This is a genomic window from Pseudidiomarina terrestris (assembly GCF_030466405.1).
Taxonomy (GTDB): domain Bacteria; phylum Pseudomonadota; class Gammaproteobacteria; order Enterobacterales; family Alteromonadaceae; genus Pseudidiomarina; species Pseudidiomarina terrestris.
Genome location: NZ_JAGGJF010000008.1, coordinates 12338 through 32233, shown reverse-complemented (window position 1 = coordinate 32233; position 19896 = coordinate 12338). Strand labels below are relative to the sequence as shown.

22 protein-coding genes are annotated in these 19896 nt (G+C 48.8%); 17 read left to right on the top strand and 5 right to left on the bottom strand.

All coding sequences use genetic code 11. The features are described from left to right. A partial coding sequence (locus J6J34_RS12285) for a hypothetical protein (protein ID WP_301899104.1) occupies window positions 1–1304 on the top strand: 1304 nt, incomplete at its 5' end. A 199-nt stretch (window positions 1305–1503) separates the two neighbouring features. Continuing rightward, window positions 1504–2199 carry a YagK/YfjJ domain-containing protein gene (locus J6J34_RS12280; RefSeq protein WP_301720710.1) on the top strand — a complete coding sequence of 232 codons (696 nt, stop codon included), beginning with the start codon at window positions 1504–1506 and terminating at the stop codon, window positions 2197–2199. 63 nt (window positions 2200–2262) lie between these two features. Here J6J34_RS12280 and radC read toward each other — a convergent pair whose 3' ends face one another. After that, on the bottom strand, window positions 2263–2736 hold the full coding sequence (radC, locus tag J6J34_RS12275; RefSeq protein WP_053953340.1) for a RadC family protein: 474 nt from the start codon (window positions 2734–2736) through the stop codon (window positions 2263–2265). Window positions 2737–2871: 135 nt separating this feature from the next. On the opposite strand from radC, the gene J6J34_RS12270 reads away from it, so the two are divergent. The 4 genes from J6J34_RS12270 (at window position 2872) to J6J34_RS12255 (ending at window position 4697) form a co-directional block, all read left to right on the top strand. Then, a complete protein-coding gene (locus J6J34_RS12270; protein ID WP_126779842.1) occupies window positions 2872–3084 on the top strand; it encodes an AlpA family transcriptional regulator in 213 nt (70 codons plus the stop codon). Beyond that, a complete protein-coding gene (locus tag J6J34_RS12265) occupies window positions 3074–3748 on the top strand; it encodes a hypothetical protein (protein ID WP_301720711.1) in 675 nt (224 codons plus the stop codon). Before J6J34_RS12270 ends, J6J34_RS12265 begins: the two co-directional genes overlap by 11 nt. A 173-nt stretch (window positions 3749–3921) precedes the next feature. After that, window positions 3922–4128 carry an AlpA family transcriptional regulator gene (locus J6J34_RS12260; RefSeq protein WP_301720712.1) on the top strand — a complete coding sequence of 69 codons (207 nt, stop codon included), beginning with the start codon at window positions 3922–3924 and terminating at the stop codon, window positions 4126–4128. A gap of 44 nt (window positions 4129–4172) precedes the next feature. Then, window positions 4173–4697, top strand: coding sequence for a hypothetical protein (locus J6J34_RS12255; protein ID WP_301899103.1), 525 nt, complete (start codon window positions 4173–4175; stop codon window positions 4695–4697). A 177-nt stretch (window positions 4698–4874) separates the two neighbouring features. On the opposite strand, the gene cadR is transcribed toward J6J34_RS12255, so the two are convergent. Further along, on the bottom strand, window positions 4875–5282 hold the full coding sequence (cadR, locus tag J6J34_RS12250; RefSeq protein ID WP_004364961.1) for a Cd(II)/Pb(II)-responsive transcriptional regulator: 408 nt from the start codon (window positions 5280–5282) through the stop codon (window positions 4875–4877). 95 nt (window positions 5283–5377) lie between these two features. Between cadR and J6J34_RS12245 the strand changes: the two genes are divergently transcribed. From J6J34_RS12245 to J6J34_RS12235, 3 genes are read left to right on the top strand one after another with little or no spacing between them, the layout of a single operon-like run. Next, complete coding sequence (locus J6J34_RS12245) at window positions 5378–6274, top strand: cation efflux transmembrane domain-containing protein (RefSeq protein WP_301720748.1); 897 nt, start codon at window positions 5378–5380, stop codon at window positions 6272–6274. Between the two features lie 3 nt (window positions 6275–6277). Then, the gene (gene lspA / locus J6J34_RS12240; RefSeq protein ID WP_004863699.1) at window positions 6278–6790 is read left to right on the top strand and encodes a signal peptidase II; all 513 of its coding nucleotides are present in this window, start codon (window positions 6278–6280) and stop codon (window positions 6788–6790) included. 21 nt (window positions 6791–6811) lie between these two features. Then, window positions 6812–8101 (top strand): ISL3-like element ISPpu12 family transposase, encoded by a 1290-nt coding sequence (locus J6J34_RS12235; protein WP_301720752.1) that lies wholly within the window; start codon window positions 6812–6814, stop codon window positions 8099–8101. Window positions 8102–8405: 304 nt separating this feature from the next. Here the strand turns inward: J6J34_RS12235 and J6J34_RS12230 are convergent. After that, a protein-coding gene (locus tag J6J34_RS12230) for an IS3 family transposase (RefSeq protein WP_418055232.1) occupies window positions 8406–9571 on the bottom strand; the annotation gives its coding sequence in 2 pieces (ribosomal slippage) (window positions 8406–9304 and window positions 9304–9571; 1167 coding nt in all). 328 nt (window positions 9572–9899) lie between these two features. Further along, complete coding sequence (locus tag J6J34_RS12225; RefSeq protein WP_034733748.1) at window positions 9900–10085, bottom strand: hypothetical protein; 186 nt, start codon at window positions 10083–10085, stop codon at window positions 9900–9902. Window positions 10086–10296: 211 nt separating this feature from the next. Here J6J34_RS12225 and J6J34_RS12220 point away from each other — a divergent pair, with 211 nt between their 5' ends. The 5 genes from J6J34_RS12220 (at window position 10297) to J6J34_RS12200 (ending at window position 17193) form a co-directional block, all read left to right on the top strand. Next, a complete protein-coding gene (locus tag J6J34_RS12220) occupies window positions 10297–11547 on the top strand; it encodes a TolC family protein (protein WP_173921181.1) in 1251 nt (416 codons plus the stop codon). 3 nt (window positions 11548–11550) lie between these two features. Next, window positions 11551–12696 (top strand): efflux RND transporter periplasmic adaptor subunit, encoded by a 1146-nt coding sequence (locus tag J6J34_RS12215; RefSeq protein ID WP_126772014.1) that lies wholly within the window; start codon window positions 11551–11553, stop codon window positions 12694–12696. An 11-nt stretch (window positions 12697–12707) separates the two neighbouring features. Beyond that, a complete protein-coding gene (locus J6J34_RS12210) occupies window positions 12708–15905 on the top strand; it encodes an efflux RND transporter permease subunit (RefSeq protein ID WP_301720758.1) in 3198 nt (1065 codons plus the stop codon). 62 nt (window positions 15906–15967) lie between these two features. Next, window positions 15968–16855: a cation diffusion facilitator family transporter gene (locus J6J34_RS12205; RefSeq protein ID WP_011234878.1), complete on the top strand. Its 888-nt coding sequence runs from the start codon at window positions 15968–15970 to the stop codon at window positions 16853–16855. Between the two features lie 2 nt (window positions 16856–16857). After that, window positions 16858–17193, top strand: coding sequence for a YnfA family protein (locus tag J6J34_RS12200; RefSeq protein WP_011234879.1), 336 nt, complete (start codon window positions 16858–16860; stop codon window positions 17191–17193). Between the two features lie 51 nt (window positions 17194–17244). Here the strand turns inward: J6J34_RS12200 and merR are convergent, their stop codons facing one another. Next, complete coding sequence (merR, locus tag J6J34_RS12195; protein WP_011234880.1) at window positions 17245–17688, bottom strand: Hg(II)-responsive transcriptional regulator; 444 nt, start codon at window positions 17686–17688, stop codon at window positions 17245–17247. 53 nt (window positions 17689–17741) lie between these two features. Here merR and merT point away from each other — a divergent pair, with 53 nt between their 5' ends. Genes merT through merA form a run of 3 tightly spaced genes read left to right on the top strand, consistent with a single transcriptional unit; the run spans window position 17742 to window position 19885 of the window. Beyond that, window positions 17742–18113, top strand: coding sequence for a mercuric ion transporter MerT (gene merT / locus J6J34_RS12190; protein WP_470383464.1), 372 nt, complete (start codon window positions 17742–17744; stop codon window positions 18111–18113). 13 nt (window positions 18114–18126) lie between these two features. Beyond that, entirely contained in the window at window positions 18127–18426 is a 300-nt protein-coding gene (gene merP, locus J6J34_RS12185; protein WP_034818174.1) for a mercury resistance system periplasmic binding protein MerP, read from the top strand. 55 nt (window positions 18427–18481) lie between these two features. After that, entirely contained in the window at window positions 18482–19885 is a 1404-nt protein-coding gene (gene merA / locus J6J34_RS12180; protein ID WP_034818177.1) for a mercury(II) reductase, read from the top strand. The last annotated feature ends 11 nt before the right edge of the window (window positions 19886–19896 follow it).

Here is a 19896-nt window from a genome sequence, read left to right as displayed (position 1 = left end):
TCGGTATTAGCTACCACTTGGTTAAGCAAGCAATAGAAAGCCTGACCGAACGCAAAATAATAACCACATATCATGCTAATGGTACTTCTGAAGTCTTGGTTAAGTGCTTCCGAATAAAAGGCAATCCCAAGTCTAATCAACTAATAAAACCACCTAAGCCACTTCACGAATTTATAAAATCTGGAAGGCTTTCTTTGCCTAACAAGAAGCCTGAAAAACTCAGTGTCCCCGAACGAATGGTCTTAGCCTTCCTTGTTTATAAGTCTGATACAACTGGAGTGACTCAGGGCTTTTTTAATAGTGACATCTGCAATTCGACAGGCGTATCACGGGATCAACTTCTTCGTATACTCAAAAAGCTGAAAGCGAAAAAAATCATCATCAAAACAATTCCCGGCTACAATGGCAGCCGCTCTTTAAAGCGTCTACCCACCGTTTACTTCATTAACCGAGCATATCGTTTTGTTAACTCTAACCATTCTTCATATTGGAAAAACGAACAGCTTTTAGCGGCCAATCACCCTTTTAGCTTATCGTCAGCAGCAGAATACGTTCGTACTAACTCATATCAAGCATGGATAGCGTGGTTTGACAAATTGGCTCATAAGCTGGGCTCTGTAGACATGCTTCGTTATGTCACTAGTAATAGCAATAGTAAGCACCGCCTAGCACTCATTTTACTGGATGAGCGCAGGACGCTAGACGATATTGATAGACAGCACATTAGTTGGGCTGTTATGGAGACCGCAGAAATAATCTTAATTAACGAATTCAGACACTCCCCTGGGTTAATAGAGCAACTAAGAAAGAACCCTAACTCATTGCAACAGCGAGAAAGAAAGAGCCTACGCGATATGCTAAACAATCGACTCCTGGAGATTTTTCTTGACGAAGAATCCCATTATCGGAAAGTGAGCAAGATATTTCTTCGTATCGCCAAGCGAGTCAAAATTCAACAGAAAGCATTAGAAGCGGAGAGTACCGAAGCGGCCCAATCTGCTATCGCTGACGATCAGTATGAATCTGAGGCAAGAGAGCTGTTAAGAAGCGCTCGAGACTATTTAGCTGAGTGGTTAGTCAAATCAGCCGTTGAGGTTGCGTTTAATACTCAAAGGTTCATCACCGACCAGGACTTGTTTAACGCCGAAAAAAAGAATCCGCAATTTGGATGCCGCTTGTTACTTACTCACAGCACTAATGCCGAACAGTCAGACGTGACGTTGTTATTAGGCGAGGTTGATCATAGTGCTCCTGCTAAGTTAGCTGTGCACCCTCTTCCGCCAAGTCATAGGGAACCACTGTGATTTTAATTACAAAACACCGCGTAGCCGGGTAAAAGGCTTGGCTGTAATAGTAATATAAGCAACCAGTGCATCATTCATTAGTACGTCTAGTAACCAATACTTAGCCAGTGATAGGTAAGCCCCAAGCTTACCGTCTGACTCATGGTTAAAGATTACAGGATCAGATCTCCTATGAGCTTAACTGCAACTGGAGGTCTAAATGACAAATCGTAAGCGTAGTAAATACAATCACAACCTGAAGCTCTACCATGAACCAACATACAAAGGGTTTAAACTTAAACGAAGCAATGCACCTTACATTGAGCCGCACTTAGACGGGCTCTATGCAACGATGATAAGTGCGTTAAACCATCATCACAGAACACTAGCGGTTCGTTTTGACCTTAAGGTTCCTTTATCAGGGATACCTATTGAAGTAGATAACCCCATCAAACGCTTTATTGACGCTGTAAGAGCTCGCATAAACAGGCATCTAAAACAGAAATTTAAACGGGAAGGTCGTTTTCGTTCATGCAGGCTTCGCTACGCCGTGAAAGTGGAGCAAAAAGTAATGGCACTACACGAGCATTACCACGTCATTCTCTTCGTTAATAACGACGTTTTCAGGTGTATAAAAAACCTTGGGCCCAACGACGACTCGGCTCTTGGAAAAATGATAAGAGACTCGTGGCATTCGGTGGTCAAATTGGATGAGCGTTCAACAGAGGTACTCATACACAGTTCACCAACGCCCAACCGCCACTTAACAGGTGACGTCTCCAGCGACAACCCAGTTATGAGAGCCGCATTCGAGCATTACAGCTATATCTGCAAGGAAGACACCACGCTATACAGAATGAATCGCCCATCGTTTTATTCGAGCTCTAAGCTGGCAAAAAATAAAGCGCCAGCATAAGGCACCACGCAACGTAGCAGAGGCCCAGGGAAAACCTCTGCTACGTGCTTAGTTGCATTACATCTACAACAACCCCCTTTCAGCAAACGAAACCGTGTCTTGACCTACTACGATGTGGTCAAGCACGGGGACGTCTATGTGATTGAGTGCATCCTTGATACGCGTGGTCACACGCTTGTCAGCTTCCGATGGTTCAGTCACACCTGATGGATGGTTGTGTGCCAGGATGATGGCAGCAGCATTTTGCTGAAGCACTTCTTTCATCACCTCACGGGGATACACCGGAGCCGCGTTAATGGTCCCAAAGAACAGCTCTTTGTACTCAATCAGCCGGTGCTGTGAATCCATCAGCAGAATGGCGAACACCTCACGCTTTTGATGCGCCAGCTTGTATCTCAGGAAGTCTTTTGCCGCAGATGGGCTGGTAAAGCCCTCCCCCTTTAAAAACTTCGTCTCCAAGATCTCAGACGCCTTATTCAACACATCAACCTCAGTCATTGGCCCATTCGTTACATACTCGGCATTTTGCTCGTGCATTTTGTGTCTCCATGTTTTTAATTCTTCAATGCACGTGCGTGATATAGGCCTGAAATACGGTGGAATCTCAGTCCATGGTTATTTCTTACAGGATCAACTCATCCCATGAGAGAAACCAAAATATGGAGAAAGCTCATGCGATTAATACGATTAAACGAAGTCAAAGCCAAAGTTGGTCTAAGCCGTTCCACCATCTACCGTCTGATGCAGGAAGATAGCTTTCCTAAATCAATTATCCTGGCAGGCCGGTCAGCGGCTTGGATTGAATCAGAGATTGATGAATGGATTTTACAGCAGGTCCGCGAAGTTCGTGGAGCAGATTGGGAGGAATCACGTCATGCGGTTTGATTTTACAACAGGATATAGCGATACCGTCCGTAAATTGGGTATTTGCACGGTAAATCAGCGTGACCCATTAACGGGCCGCACTAACTCAGTTCAAATGCACGAGGTATACGACGAGGAGCGGTTTAAACAATGGTTAAACATGCCGCCAGTAACATTCGAGCTGCTTGACTCGATACTGGCAACAACCCATATCAACCAGTGGAGCGAGGCTAATGACCGCAAGCTTCGGCAATACATGTTACCCATCGTGATTAGCAGCTTTAAGGTCGCAGCCCATGCAGGAGACCCAACACTTCACATTGCATCGACTGCGAGGGAAATATATTACTTTGTGTCCAGCGATAGCGAAGACGATAACAAGGAGCTGGCGCTATTTATCGGCAAGCTAATAACGGTTTACCTTCGAGCTCAAGGGCAAAACATGCCCAAAATAGTCCGACCTGAGCTGCTTGAAGCTATTCAACGACAGGAGGCCGGTATCATTCACCGTGTCATCAAGTCGAACCTATTAGGTATCAGCCCTCATGCACATGGGAAGTACGTCGGAGAGACCAAGCGGCAGGTACTTAGCGATGTTCATGAAACCAACGAATGCGATGACTCCAACCACATAACGGCTCAAATGGCAGCGCACATAGCCACTGACATCGCGTTTAACGACTAGTCATCACCCTACCCCTTAACTTGCATAAAAACACCTGACAGGTGCGCGTTTGCGTGCTTGTTGGGTGTGGAGTTGGATTAGCAAAAACGCCTAAGTTCCAACGAAAGCGACGTTGTTCGTGATCATCCATCTCAATTCTTACTAATCCTATGACACAGAACAAGGAGAAGCTCATGCGGTTTCTACGATTAAACGAGGTTCAAGAACGCGTCGGGCTGGGGCGCACCTCAATTTACAAAATGATGAGCGAAGGCAAGTTCCCCAAACCTGTTAACACACTGGGAAGAAACGTCGCCTGGTTAGACTCAGAGATTGATGAGTGGATGATGGACCGTATTGACGAAAAGCGCGGTTTATCAGTCCCCAAAATTAAGTATTGAGCCTGCCAGGGCTATTTAAACGTCTTAACAACGAGGAAGTCACTATGGCGCTCTCGTTCCTCAATGCAAGCGATATCGTCAAAGCGCACTTAGCATTACACGGCAAGGTGGAACCTACGGTTAATACTTCAGCCTTGATAAAAATTACTATCGTTATCGGCAGAAAGTACGATGGTTTCGATGTCAGCCTTGAAACCATCTTTCAGATTGCAGCTGAATACGGCGTTCAGCTGGCGCATAGCAACTGGCACCCGAATCCAGATAAAGCCGCCGAAACAGCATACCTAACCTGTGTGCTGCATATGAATCGTTACGGCATCGATATGGACTGCTCTCACCGCGATTTGCTTCTTATGATTCGAGACAGCTGGACCCAACCAAACAAACTTGCGGTTCACATGCTCAAAAAATACCTAAACAGCATCGCTGCCAAGTACAATCAACATTGTCGTACAAACCTAAATTTTGAAGTTGCCGACAGTTCGGTTAGGGAGCCAATGCACTGTTATGAGTTGGCGAATGTTGCGTCCCGGCTCGCTGAGAGTTTTAAGTTAGGAGATAGTAACTAACAGAACCTAAGCTTTTCGAAATAAAATCAAAAAAACTTTAGGGATAAACAACCCATTATCGCTGGCTAAAAAACCATAAACAACCACCAACCAATTTCCTCAAAAGCACGCCATATAAGGGCTATTGACTATGTTATCTAAATATTGGGTAAGCGGATTATCTGGTTGATGCTTCACCTACTGCTGGTGCATGTTTCCTTCGCTAATTCCAGCAAGAACCCCACACGCCTCAACTTCCCGGTCATCGTTGCAACTCGCTCTCAGTGAAACGAGTTGTTTCTCAAGCGCTTGCAGAGCGGTTATCTGCGACCGCACATGAGAGATGTGATCATCGAGCAAGGCGTTGACGGCGGTACAAGGCTGATGAGGGTCGTCCTGATAGCTCTGTAGTTCGTGAATCTCAGCCAGTGACAGGCCCAGGATTCTGCAGCGACGGATGAAGGCCAGCCCCTCACCATGCTTCTCGGTATAGACACGGTAACCGTTGTCCTGCCGATCAGGCGGCGGCAACAAGCCCTGCTGTTCATAGAAGCGGATCGTCTGTGTTTCGACCCCTACCAACTGCGCCAACTGACCAATGCGCATCAGCCTCCTCCCCAACGGATTCTTTACTCTATTGACCTTATAGTAGCTTTATAGTTTAAAATGGTACCACAACATTGTTCAAGTGGAGTCGTATCATGAGCAAATCCTGTGGTGGCGCCTGTGGCGGTGATGCAACGTCCGCAGCGGATACCGATATACAGGCCTCCTCCGAGGCGCCAGGGAGATGGGTCAGTGTTTATGCCGTGCCGAAGATGGACTGTCCATCAGAAGAACGAATGATTCGCCTAGCCCTGAACGGCTTTGAGGAGATTCGGGCGCTGTCCTTCGACTTGTCGAACCGCCGGCTGAAGGTCGTGCATGACGGCGAGGTCGAGCCCGTCACCTCGAAACTGAAGACCTTGGGGCTAGGCGCCTCGCTTCAGGAAACCGTCGCTGCAAATCCGGAGACCATCAAGGCCGCCGAGTTTTCGGCAGCTTCTGCTAAGCAAGAATCCGGGACCCTGCGCTGGTTGCTCGGCATCAATGCACTTCTGTTCGTGGTGGAAATGACTGCCGGTCTGATCGCCCAGTCCACCGGCCTGATTGGAGAATCCCTGGACAATTTTGCCGATGCGGCGGTGTACGGGCTTGCCCTTTATGCGGTTGGACATAGCGTGAAAATGCAGGTACGTGCCGCGCATCTTGCTGGTGTACTGCAACTGATCTTGTCTGTGGGCGTGCTCGTAGAGGTGGTGAGACGCTTTGTATTCGGTAGTGAGCCTGAATCGCTGGTGATGATGGCTATCGCATTCGTCGCATTGATTGCCAATACCAGTTGTCTGCTGCTCATATCCAAACATCGGGAAGGCGGGGCGCACATGAAGGCAAGCTGGATATTCTCAGCCAACGACGTGGTGATCAACCTGGGGGTCATCACCGCCGGCGCCCTGGTCGCGTGGACCGGTTCCAATTATCCGGATCTGATTATCGGCACCATCGCGGGGGGCATTGTACTTAACGGTGCCAGACGCATTTTGGCGTTGAAGGGTTAAATAATGCTCATTATTGGCAAAAAGCTCTCGCCGTATGCCCTATTGTCCATATCGGGTCTGCTGGCAGCGTCTGATCAGGCTGTAAAGTGGCTGGTGCAGCAATCAATGGCCTATGGCGAGTATGTTTCGGTGACCCCGTTCTTTAACTGGGTGCACCTATGGAACACCGGTGCCGCATTCAGTCTTTTTGCGAATGGTGGAGGCTGGCAGCGCTACTTTTTTATCGGAATCGCGGTAGTGGTCTCGATTTTTCTGATCAAGCTGATCCTTGAAAATCGTCATAAAGGAGAAGCCATCGCTTACAGTCTTATCCTCGGTGGCGCCATGGGCAACCTGATTGACCGGGTCTTTCGCGGCTATGTTGTGGATTCCTTTGATTTCTATTGGCGAGACTGGCATTGGCCGGCCTTCAACCTGGCTGATATTGCAATTGTCCTCGGTGCCTTACTTTTCGTTTCCAGCAGCTTGTTGGGTAAAAAAGCAAACACCAATGCCGAGCCGGATGGATCTGACTGACACCTACGCCTATACAACACCATGACCGAACTTCCCGACAACATCCTTCACCTGCCGCAATACCAAGTACTGGGCTGCAAATCAACCGACGACGAAATGCACTTCCAGGTGGACGTGCCCGATCCCATCGCCTGCGAGGAATGCGGCGTGCAGGGTGAGTTCGTACGGTTCGGCAAGCGTGACGTTCCCTATCGTGATCTGCCCATCCACGGCAAGCGGGTCACTCTCTGGGTGGTCCGCCGCCGATACACCTGCCGGGCCTGCAAGACAACATTCAGGCCCCAGCTACCGGAGATGGTGGACGGATTCCGTATGACACTGCGGCTGCATGAGTACGTGGAGAAGGAATCCTTCAACCACCCCTACACCTTTGTGGCGGCACAGACCGGCCTGGGCGAGAAGACGGTGCGCGACATCTTCAACGCCCGCGCCGAGTTCCTGGGGCGCTGGCACCGCTTCGAGACGCCCCGCATCCTGGGCATTGACGAGCTATACCTGAACAAGCGCTACCGCTGCATTCTGACCAACATTGAGGAGCGAACCCTGCTCGACCTGCTGGCCACCCGCCGCCAGGACGTGGTGACCAACTACCTGATGAAGCTGAAAGACCGGCAGAAGGTCGAGATCGTCAGCATGGACATGTGGAACCCCTACCGGGCAGCGGTCAAGGCTGTGCTGCCCCAGGCCCGTATCGTGGTCGATAAGTTCCATGTGGTGCGCATGGCCAACGATGCCCTAGAGAGAGTGCGCAAGGGCCTCAGAAAGGAGCTGAAACCGTCCCAGAGCCGGACTCTCAAGGGAGACCGGAAAATCCTGCTGAAACGCGCTCACGAAGTCTCAGACCGGGAGCGCCTCATCATGGAGACCTGGACAGGCGCGTTCCCGCAACTGCTGGCCGCCTACGAGCACAAGGAGCGCTTCTACGGCATCTGGGACGCCACCACACGGCTCCAGGCAGAAGCCGCCCTGGACGAGTGGATAGCCACCATCCCGAAGGGCCAAAAGGAAGTCTGGAGCGATCTGGTCAGGGCAGTGGGAAACTGGCGCGAAGAGACCATGACCTACTTCGAGACGGACATGCCCGTCACCAACGCTTACACGGAGTCCATCAACCGACTGGCCAAGGACAAGAACCGTGAAGGGCGCGGTTACTCCTTCGAGGTGATGCGGGCACGAATGCTCTACACCACGAAGCACAAGAAGAAGGCACCGACTGCGAAGGTCTCTCCTTTCTACAAGAAAACCATCGGTTACGGACTGCCGGACTTCGCAGAGGAACTCAACTACGGAGTCGATCTATCAACCATCTGAGGGTGGTATCAGATTGATGGGGTGAAGGTGCCCCATCAACCATTAAATCCGTATACCCTTCAATTAGAACAAGTTGTACTGGCCAAAGCAAAGTTATTGCGTGTACAATTCTTAATAAAATTGATGAAATAGAATCTGTTAGTTGTAACCGAGACGTCTAAATTTCCGGAGGTTACACAACGTACTTACACAATTTTTTAAGGTTGTCCAGCGGAGCTTCGTTAGGCTACTGATGGGGAAGCAGAACAGCCACTCCAATTTCGGTAACATAAATATAAAGAGTCTAATGCTTAGTGTGTAGTGGTCAACAAAACCCGGACACCTTTTTAGTTAATTTTTCGGCTTTTGCCGGTGGCAGTCCATCGTTAAATTGATGCGGTCGTTCCCAGTTGTAATAGTTCATCAGGAAATAGCTCACATCGCGTTTTGCTTCAATTGCTGAACGGTAGCCAGTCGCTGGCATCCATTCAGACTTTAAACTTCTAAAAACACGCTCCATGGGGCTGTTGTCCCAACAATTACCGCGACGGCTCATACTCTGTACCATTTGAAAGCGCCACAGCCGTTGGCGGAACTTACGCGCGCCATACTGAGAGCCTTGATCGCTATGGAACATCACGCCTTTTGGCTTTCCACGCATCTCGTAAGCCATATCGAGAGCCCGTGCCGCAAGCTCAGCGTCCGGTCGTGGCGACATTGACCAGCCAATGGCTCGGCGAGCAAACAAATCGATGACAACCGCGCAATAATGCCAACTAGAGCCTGTCCAAATGTAAGTGATATCGCCGCACCAAACTTTATTCGGCGCTTCAACGTCAAACTCGCGATTCAACTGATTTGGAATGTCGGGTCGTTCGACATTTGCTGTCTTATACGCATGAGGGCCCGGTTGTTTGCTAGTCAGGCCTTGCTCTTTCATCAGGCGGCCAACTTTAAATCGCCCCATGACAACGCCATCGTCTTTCAGCATATCCACCAACGTACGCGTGCCTGCTGAGTTTCGTGTTTTGATAAACAATCGCTTCACACGAGCTCTGAGTAACCGTCGCTTTGCTTCTAATTGCGGACGCCGCTTACGGCGTTCATAGTAACTGCTGACGCCAACAGCCAATGCTGAACAGACCAATGCTGTCGTTTCATGCTCCCTTAACCGGTCTATCAGCGCGTAGATTTCAGGTCGTCGGACATCAAGAGAGCTGTAGCCTTTTTTAGAATCGATTTTTCTCGCTCTAGGCGATTTACACGAGCTTCGAGCTCTTGAATACGTTGCTGCTCAGGCGATAGCGCCTTACTTTTGGGCGTCGCACCACCTCGCTCAGCTTCTAACTGCTGCACCCATTTGCGCAGCGTATTTTCATGAACATCCACTGCTCGACATGCTTCAGCGAAACTATAACCTTGATCGAGTACTAAGCTAGCCGCGTCATGTTTGAAATCTGCGCTGAACGTTCGACGTTGTCTTCTTGTCATTGAACACCTCTTCGTTAGGGGTAATACTACCACCTAAAATGGTGTTCGGGTTTAGTCTGCCACTACAGTGCCTTGTGCGGACTTTCGCTTTTAGTGATATGCCTGATTTGCGTTTCCCCTTCACTCAAAAGTTGGAATACGCTCACTTGGTTAGTAATTACATTTAGCCAGCTTATAAGGGATCTATTATATTGATATCTACTTTATATTTGGAACATTGAATGCACTATGAATCGCCACTAGTTCACTAGTTGAGAACTATTTTTAATTAATGTACCGTTAAGCTGCTTATTTAGAACTGTAGGTAATGATGCTTAGACTCGGATTTTTAATACTGGTGCTTGTTGCTGTTCTGACTCAAATCAGTCAGGCGGTTGCTGATGTGCATCAATCTCACCAGTCCTCTTCTGAGCAACACCTCAATTTTGAGCATGACGAATCCCACATCGATAAGCGCAATCTCCCTAAAAGTGGAGAAATCAGCTTTGACTGCCATCACTGCTGTCACTGCCATGGCTCATTTCATTTATATGCCATGAAGACTGAAAAAACTCTCGCGTTACCACGAATGGGCACAATACGTCCTGGGTATACTGAGTTTTACACTAACCCTCTATCATCTCCGCTGTTCCGGCCTCCCATCTCCTCATAACTGCCTAATAAGCTGCTATAGCAGCGCAAAAAAATCATTATTTTACGCAGTAATATGACTGAGGAGTCTATCTATGGGTCCGTTTTCGACACATAGCAAACGCTTGTTTATTGCCGTTAGTCTGGCAATAAGTTCAAGCTACGCCAATGCACAACAGTTGCCCGATCAATGGCAAAAAACTGTGCAGCAACACCCCAGTGTTGAAGCCGCTCAACAGCAGGCTGAAGCGCTGATCCAACAGGGCAAACAATTAAATCAACCTTTGTACAACCCTAGCTTATCGTCACGCTTAGAGCGCGAGGGTGACATCAATAATTACACTGTTGGCCTAAGCCAAACGCTGGACTGGAGCACTCGCAATGAAGCAAGAGCCAGTCAGAGTGACGCCATGACGGCTATGGCAGTGAGTATTTATCGCCAGTCGGCGACATCGCATGCTAAAACTTTGTTGAATGCCTATGTGCAATGGCTGGATGCAAAACAGCGTTACGCACTGGCCGAGCAACAAGAGAAAATCGTTAAACAGGCGATAAGCCTGGTTGCCGAACGACGTAAAGCCGGTGACTTAGGTGCCGTCGACGAACAACTGACGGTACTCGCACTAAGTCGGCAACTGCAACAAACGGCAGCTGCTTATCAACAACTGCAATCCGCTGAAGCAGAGTTAAACGCTCTGCTAACAACGTCTGATGTCGGTCAACTCTCCATTAATGAGGAGCTATTTAACGTTGAACCTGCGTTAACGACTCGTTGGCAACAACATCCAGCGTTAAAAGCCGCTTACCTGCAATGGCAATTAAAGCGCGCCGATGTCGACTGGAAACGCTCGTTAACCACCGCCAACCCAACCATAGGCGTCGAAGCGGGCGAGAGCGATAACGAAACAGTAGTTGGCTTATCATTCAGCATTCCACTACAGATTCGCAATAACTACAGCGATGCGGTACGCGCAGCCAATAGCGAAGCTGTTGCTGAAGAAAAACGTTTGATTGCACTAAGGCAACAATGGCAAGCAGCACTGAAATCATCTCTTAACAATTATCGTTTTGTGAAAAAACAGTGGCAAAGCTGGCAAAAAGACTTTCAATCTCGGCAGGATGAGTCGATGCAGGTGATTGAACAGTCCTGGCTCGCCGGTGACCTATCCACCACAGACTACCTCACCGCTATGCAACAGCAGCTCGATAGCCAATTTGCAGGGATAGCGCTGCAAACACAATATCGGTTGGCCGCCATTGAATGGTTGTACCGTTCGGGCGAACTCAGTAAAGCACTGACGTTATCGCCGTTAAGCCAGCCAACAAACGCAGAGATTGGAGAGTAAACGATGTCAGTAAAACCTTTATACGCAGCAATAGCACTTGCGCTTAGCTTTTCGGTTATGGCGCAGGATGAACACGGACACGACGAAAAAGAAGATACCCACAAGGAAGAAGGCAAACACGAGCAAGGTGAACATAAGGAAAGCCCAGGCGTGGAGCTATCCAGCAAGCAGCTGTCTATGGCAGATATCACCACGCGAACCTTGCAAACTCAAGTTATTGAATATCCGGTTTATGCCCCGGGCGAGGTGGTTGCTAACGACTTTAATAGCTATATCGTGAGTCCGCGCATCGATTCGACCGTTCTCAAACGTTTTGTCAGTATTGGCGACCACGTCGAAAAAGGTGAACCACTAGCCACCCTCTTCAGCGCCACCATGGCGGAGGCGCAAAGTCAGTATTTGGTCACACTTAACGAATGGCAACGCGTGCAGTCACTCGGTGAGTCAACGGTTGGTGAAAAACGCTTTGTTGAAGCGAAAAACGCCTTTACCTCAGCGCAAGCGCAACTCAAAGCATTTGGTATGTCAGCCAGTGATATTAAGCGTTTAAGTAAACCTGACTACCCTATCGGCGAATACCAACTGACCTCAGAAATTGGCGGGATTGTGGTTAGCGATAACTTCAAGCAAGGCCAGCAAGTTAATGCCGGAAATCACTTGGTTGAAGTGCTGCAAGAAGAAACCTTGTGGGTTAATGCTCGTCTACCAGGCTCAGCTGACCTTAATGTGCAGTTTGGTGATCCTGTTACAGTGAGTGTCGACAATCAGCGCTTTGCGGCAAAAGTCATTCAGGAAGGCCACACAATAGACCATAAAACCCGCACCCGAACGGTACGACTTGCGGTAAATAACGAAAAGGACCAATTACACCCTGGTTTATTTGCGGATGTTTATTTCTCAGTCAAGTCGGATGGACCGGTGCTTGCAGTTAAGGACTCAGCCTTAATGCGGGCATCTGATGGTGACTGGCAGATATTCATTGAACACGAACCCGGAAAGTTTGAACCGAAGAAAGTCGAATTGGTTGATGAAAAGGGTCCGTGGAAAGTTATTCGAGGCGTTAAGGAAGGCACAAAATACGTAGACAACGGCGCGTTTTTCGTTCGCTCACAAATCGCTAAAGGCGGTTTTGACCCACATAACCACTAACAGGAGGTTGTATGTTTCAGCGCATTATTCAGTTTGCTGTCGCCAATCGCCTGTTATTGGTATTGGCTTTATTCAGCATCAGCATTGCGTCATTTTTTAATATTCCCAAACTTAATCTGGATGCCTTCCCCGATGTTACCAATGTTCAGGTAACGGTAAATACGGAAGCCCCCGGATTAGCAGCGACCGAAGTCGAGCAGCTTATTACCTATCCGATAGAGTCGGTGATGTATGCCCTGCCCGACGTCAAAGAAGTTCGGTCAATCTCAAAAACAGGTTTATCGGGCATTACCGTGGTATTTGACGAGAGTGTCGATATCTACTTTGCCCGGCAACTGGTATTCGAGCGGCTGCAAGCGGCAAAGGAGTTGATTCCAGAGGGAGTCGGCACGCCCGAAATGGGCCCTAACTCTTCCGGTCTCGGCCAGGTTTATCAGTATCTGCTACTTGCCGAGCCGGGCTCTGGTGTCAGTAGCATGGAGCTACGCAGTCTTAACGACTATGTGGTTAAACTGCTACTGATGCCCGTTGAGGGAATTACCGAAGTCTTGTCCTTTGGCGGTGAAGTTAAGCAATATCAGGTTAACCTCAATCCCGCCAAGCTGCTGTCTTACGACCTTACCCAGCAAGACGTCATGGGCGCGGTCAACAAGAATAACGGTAACGTTGGTGGTTGGTATATGCCCCGCGGTCAGGAGCAGTTGGTTATTCGCGGCACCGGCTGGCTGGAAAGCGGTAAAAAAGGTCTACAGCAGATACAACAAATACCGCTCAAAACCGTTGACGGCGTTTCCGTAACACTGGGCCAGGTTGCCGACGTCGAAATCGGCAGTGAAATTCGCCAGGGAGCGGTCTCAATGTCGCGTAAAGTCGACGGCGAGGTCAACCAGCTGGGCGAAGTGGTGTCGGGTATTGTGCTCAAACGCATGGGCTCGAATACCAAAGCCACCATCGACGGTATTAAAAAGCGCATTCCGCTTATTCAGCAAGCATTACCCGAGGGTGTCACCTTTGAGCCGTATTATGATCAGGCCGATTTAATACAAAAAGCCGTATCTACGGTCGCGTATTCACTGCTCATTGCCTTTGTCTTTATTATCGCAGTATTAGCACTGTTTTTGCTCAACATACGCGCTACTTTTTTAGTGTTACTGTCCATTCCCGTTTCTATCGCCATTGCCCTGATGGTAATGTCCGCGATGGGCATGTCAGCTAACCTGATGTCGCTGGGCGGGATTGCTGTTGCCATTGGTATGCTGGTCGACGGCTCCGTGGTGATGGTTGAAAACATCTTTAAGCACTTAAGTCGTCCGGATAGTGAACACCAAGACGACGCCGAGCAACGCACAGAGCACCGCGACCCAGATCCTCAGGCAGCCAAACTCGATAGCCATGGTATCAAGCTGCGAGTTAAGGAAGCGGCGAACGAAGTGGCACGACCGGTATTCTTTGCCGCCATGATTATCTTGGTGGTCTTTATGCCACTGTTTAGTTTTCAGGGTGTTGAAGCTAAATTATTTGAGCCCATGGCTATCAGTATTATGTTGGCCATTATCTCCGCGGTTTTTGTGGCCATCATGGTTGTACCGGCATTAGCCAGTTACTTTTTCAGTCGGGGTATTAAGCCTCGTGAAAATAAACTGCTTAAACCACTAGATAATGGTTATAAAAGACTATTATCGGTGGCGTTACGCAGTAAAAAGGCTGTTATTACCCTGGCCGGTGTGCTGTTTGTCGGCGCTTTGGTGTTAGTGCCTCGTCTCGGCACAGAATTTGCGCCCGAATTGGAAGAAGGCACGATTAATATTCGCGTGACATTAGCCCCCTCCTCTAACCTTGAAACGGCCTTAGAGGTGGCTCCGAAGCTTGAAAAAATCCTGATGTCGTTCCCGGAAACCACCTACGCACTCAGCCGCATTGGACGAGCTGAAGTGGGCGGCGATCCAGAGCCTATCAGCAACATCGAGATATATGTGGGTCTTAAGCCGCAGTCTGAATGGACAACGGCATCCGATCGCTACGCCTTACAAGAAAAAATGGAGGCAAAACTAGATGCTCACCCAGGCTTGTTGTTTAATTTTTCACAACCTATTGCAACACGGGTTGATGAACTGCTCTCAGGTGTAAAATCGCAGCTAGCCATCAAACTATTTGGACCCGAGCTTGACGTGTTGGCCCGTAAAGGCCAGGAAATAGAAGGTGCCGTCAAGCAAGTTGACGGGGCGGTTGCTGTAGCGATGGAGCAAATAAAAGGTGAAGCACAACTCGTGGTTTCGCCGAAACGCCAGCAACTCTCACGCTACGGCTTAAATGTCACCGATGTACTGAGCGTTGTCGACAATGGCTTGGGTGGCGCTTCGGCAGGCCAGATCATTCGCGGTAATGAGCGCTATGATATTTACGTGCGGCTGGCCAAGCAATTCCGCGATACGCCGGAGTCTATTCGTTCGTTACGCCTGTTAACTCCCTCAGGGGCCTGGGTAACCTTAGGCGAAGTCGCCCACGTCGCAATTGAATCAGGACCACCGCAAATCCGTCGTGATGACGTACAGCGTCGCGTTGTGATTCAATCGAACGTTCAGGGTCGTGACATGGGCAGCGTGGTTGCCGATATTAGGAAGGCGATTGACGAGAAGGTGGATTTACCAACCGGTTACTCAGTCGACATTGGTGGCCAGTTCGAAAGTCAACAACGAGCACAGGAGCGCTTGTCCATTGTCGTTCCCATATCGCTGGCACTCATCGCCCTGCTGCTTTATTTTGCTTTCGGCACCATGGGTCAAGCCATGTTGATTTTGGTGAATGTACCATTGGCAGTCATCGGCGGTATTGTGGCACTCTATGTGTCAGGACAGTACTTATCGGTGCCCAGCGCCGTGGGTTTCATCACACTGTTTGGTGTGGCGGTACTAAACGGTGTGGTTCTGGTCGAGAGTATTAACCAGAGAATAACCGATGGGCATGCGGTTAATGATGCCGTGTTTGATGGCGCGTGGTCGCGACTACGCCCGGTATTAATGACAGCAATAACCTCAGCGTTAGGACTCATTCCCATGCTGTTTGCAACCGGTGCAGGGGCTGAAATTCAACGCCCACTGGCTACCGTCATTGTTGGTGGTTTGGTATCAGCTACTCTGCTGACATTGGTTATCTTACCCGTGCTCTATCCTTGGTTTTCGAAACAAAAAATTAAGGATCTGAGCCGTTAGGGTTCAATAGCATTTAAGGGGGCGGTTATTGTCGCCCCCTTTTATTAAAAGAGGAACGTATTATGGGACATCACCATAACCATGATCACTCAAAGGACATGCCGTCCAACCGATTAGGTTGGGCATTCCTGCTTAACTTTGTTTTTACCATTATTGAGTTCATTGGTGGTTTTCTTACCAACAGTACCGCCATTTTAGCTGATGCCGTTCATGATCTTGGCGATAGCCTGTCGTTAGGTCTCGCGTGGATACTAAATAAACTTGGCAAAAAACAGGCTAACCAACACTTTACCTACGGTTATAAAAGACTGAATCTTGCCGGTGCATTTATTAATGCCGTTGTGTTAATCGCAGGCTCTGCCTGGGTACTTGTGGAAGCAATTCCCAGACTCTGGAACCCTCAGATGCCCGTCGCTGATGGCATGATTGCTTTAGCCGTCGTTGGCATTACAGTTAATGGATTTGCTGCTTACAAATTGTCAGAGGGCAAAACGTTAAACGAACGCGTTATTAACTGGCACTTGCTGGAGGATGTTCTCGGCTGGGTCGCTGTACTTATCGTTGGTATTGTTTTGCTGTTTGTGGATTGGCCAATTCTCGATCCGCTACTGTCGATTGGTTTTACTCTATTTATTTTAGTGAATGTGCTGCGCAACCTGTGGGCAACGCTGAAACTCTTCATACAAGCAACTCCGGACAAAGAAACCTACAGACAAGTCGCTGACACTTTGCTGGAGCTACCTCATGTTGCTGACCTACACCATCTGCATTTTTGGTCACTAGATGGCGAGGAGCATGTATTAACCGTTCATTTGGTGTTATCTAAAAACCTTGATATCGAGGCCCGTAGCGATTTAAAACAGCGCATCGATGACGTCCTTGCGCCCTATGCTTTAAGCCATACAACGGTAGAACTAGAAGATCCTGATGAAGCCTGTAGGGACAACTGATAATGAGTGCATTATTTTTAATGAAAACATTGGGCTTATTTATTGCCACCGCAATTGCTGAAATTGTCGGATGCTATTTACCCTACCTATGGCTCAAAGAGGGCCATTCGGTTTGGTTGCTCATTCCGGCGGCAGTGAGCTTAGCCTTATTTGCTTACTTGTTAACACTTCATCCGGCGGAAAGCGGGCGGGTCTACGCAGCTTATGGTGGTATTTACGTGTTAACTGCCATAGTCTGGCTGCGAATTGTCGATAAATCGCCACTATCCAATTTCGACCTGATTGGCACGGCGTTTGTGCTAACCGGTATGGGGATTCTTGTGTATGGCTGGCGTTAGCTATAAAGCAATTCAGTTAAAGAACTCCGCTCAAAAGTTTTACTACACAGACTAACGCACCTTATGTTTGTCCGTGGTAGCGTCCTCAACCCCGTCATTAAGCGAGGCCATCAGTGGACAATAGACATCTCCGTGTCCGGCGCTGCATTTTTGCACCAGCTCATTCAACGCTCGTTCAATTTGCTGTAAGTGCGATATCTTTCGACGAACACTGGTGAGCTTTTGCTCCCCAAGCTCCCGTGCCTCATCGCAATGAGCGCCATCTTGCAGAGTTAATAGCTCACCAATTTCATCCAGACTAAATCCAAGCCATTGAGACGCGCGAATAAAATGAAGCCGAGCAAGCGCTTGTTCGTCGTAATGTCGGATCCCCCCATACGGCTTTTCCGGCTCGCTCATTAGCCCTCGGCGCTGATAATAGCGCACCGTTTCCACGCCCACGCCGGCTGTTTTGGCCAGCGTGCCAATTGTCATTACGTTGCGTTTTTTTAACATAGCTATTGCTTCCGTAGTGAGGTACGGGTTTAAGATTAACACATTAAAGCAAAATGCCCGAAGGAGTTACTCTTATGTCAAATTCAAAATCTGGTCGGGGCTCTCTTCTCGCGGGAGGGATCGCAGCGACTCTGGCATCTGCGTGTTGTCTGGGTCCCCTCATATTACTTGCACTCGGTGTATCCGGGGCCTGGATTGGGAGCCTCACAGCACTTGAGCCTTATCGACCCATTTTTATTACCATTGCATTGATTGCCATATTCTTTGCCTGGCGTCGAATATACCGGCGTGCTGATGACTGCAACCCTGATAACACCTGCGCAACGCCAAATGCTCGTAAGAGCTACAAAGTGATGTTTTGGCTCGTTGCGGTGCTTACTTTAACAGCATTGGCTTACCCCTATGTTGTTCCTTTGTTTTACTAGGAGGCAATACACGATGAAAAAAACAATGATAACAACCATTTTATTTTTACTGTTTAGCATGCCCGCATTGGCGGTTGAGAAAACGGTTACGCTATCAGTACCCGGTATGACATGCGTCACCTGCCCAATTACTGTCAAAGCTGCACTTGGCCAAGTTGCAGGTGTGAGCGCCGTCGATGTCCGTTTTGAAGAGCGGGATGCAACCGTGACATTCGACGACGAAAAAACGTCAGTTAAGCAGCTCACTGAAGCAACGACAAATGCAGGATACCCATCAACACTGAAAGCAACGGCACCAAAAAATCAGTCATGAAACATCACAATGCCTTATAGCTGCTGTAAAACTGAAAGACCAAGGAGTAACCGTTATGAGTAATAACAATTTACACATTGCTGTCATTGGTAGCGGCGGCAGTGCGATGGCTGCGGCACTCAAAGCGACCGAGGGAGGTGCCCGAGTGACGCTCATTGAGAGAGGTACTATTGGCGGAACTTGTGTCAATATTGGCTGTGTCCCGTCTAAAATCATGATCCGAGCGGCTCATATCGCCCAACTGCGGCGAGAAAGCCCTTTTGATAAAGGCTTAAGTACCCATACTCTTAAGGTAAATCGATCAGCTCTCCTCGAGCAACAACAGGCTCGGGTAGAAGAACTCCGTGAATCCAAATACCAGAGTATTCTTAGAGAGAATTCCGCCATTACCGTTATTAACGGCGAAGCCCGCTTTATAAACGATGAAACTCTTTCCGTATCACTTTGCGATGGCGGTGAGCAAACGGTTCACTTTGACCGTGCTTTTATCGGCACCGGGGCCCGACCCGCACAACCACCCATCCCCGGCTTAGCTGAAACCCCTTACCTTACTTCGACAAGCGCATTAGGGCTAAGTAACATTCCTAAGCGCCTCGCTATTATTGGAGCCTCGGTCGTTGCTCTTGAATTAGCACAGGCCTTCGCGCGTCTCGGTAGTGAAGTTACTGTTTTGGCTCGCAGTCGGGTGTTATCCCAAGACGAGCCTGCCATTGGTGAGGCAATAGCCACTGTTTTTTATCACGAAGGCATCAATGTGCTTGAGCATACAGAAGCCAGCGAAGTGCGTTACGACGGACAACACTTCATTCTCAAAACCAATGCCGGAACATTAAAAGCAGAACAACTGCTCGTGGCCACAGGCCGCACGCCCAATACGGAAAACCTCGATTTAGAAACCATCGCCGTACAAACCGAGCGCGGTGCCATAACGATTAACGATCGCATGCAAACCTCTAACTCAAGAGTATATGCGGCAGGCGACTGTACGAATCAGCCGAAGTTTGTCTATGTCGCCGCCGCAGGCGGCAGCCGAGCCGCTATTAACATGACGGGCGGTGATGCGCATCTTGATCTCAGTGCCATGCCCGAGGTTATCTTTACTGATCCACAAGTCGCCACGGTGGGTTTATCAGAAGCTGATGCTAAAACTGGTGGTTACGTCACCGAAAGCCGCACGTTGGGCCTTGAAAATGTCCCACGGGCATTGGTTAACTTCGATACCCAAGGGTTTATAAAAATTGTCGCAGAAAGTGGCAGCGGCCGGCTGCTCGGTGTTCAAGTCGTCGCAGGAGAAGCTGGTGAGTTGATTCAAGCTGCTGTAATGGCGATAAGAGCAGGAATGACAGTCAATGAGTTGGCTGATGAGCTCTTCCCATACCTTACGATGGTAGAAGGCTTAAAATTATGCGCTCAAACGTTTACTAAAGATGTTAGCCAATTATCTTGCTGCGCTGGGTGAGATAACCTAGC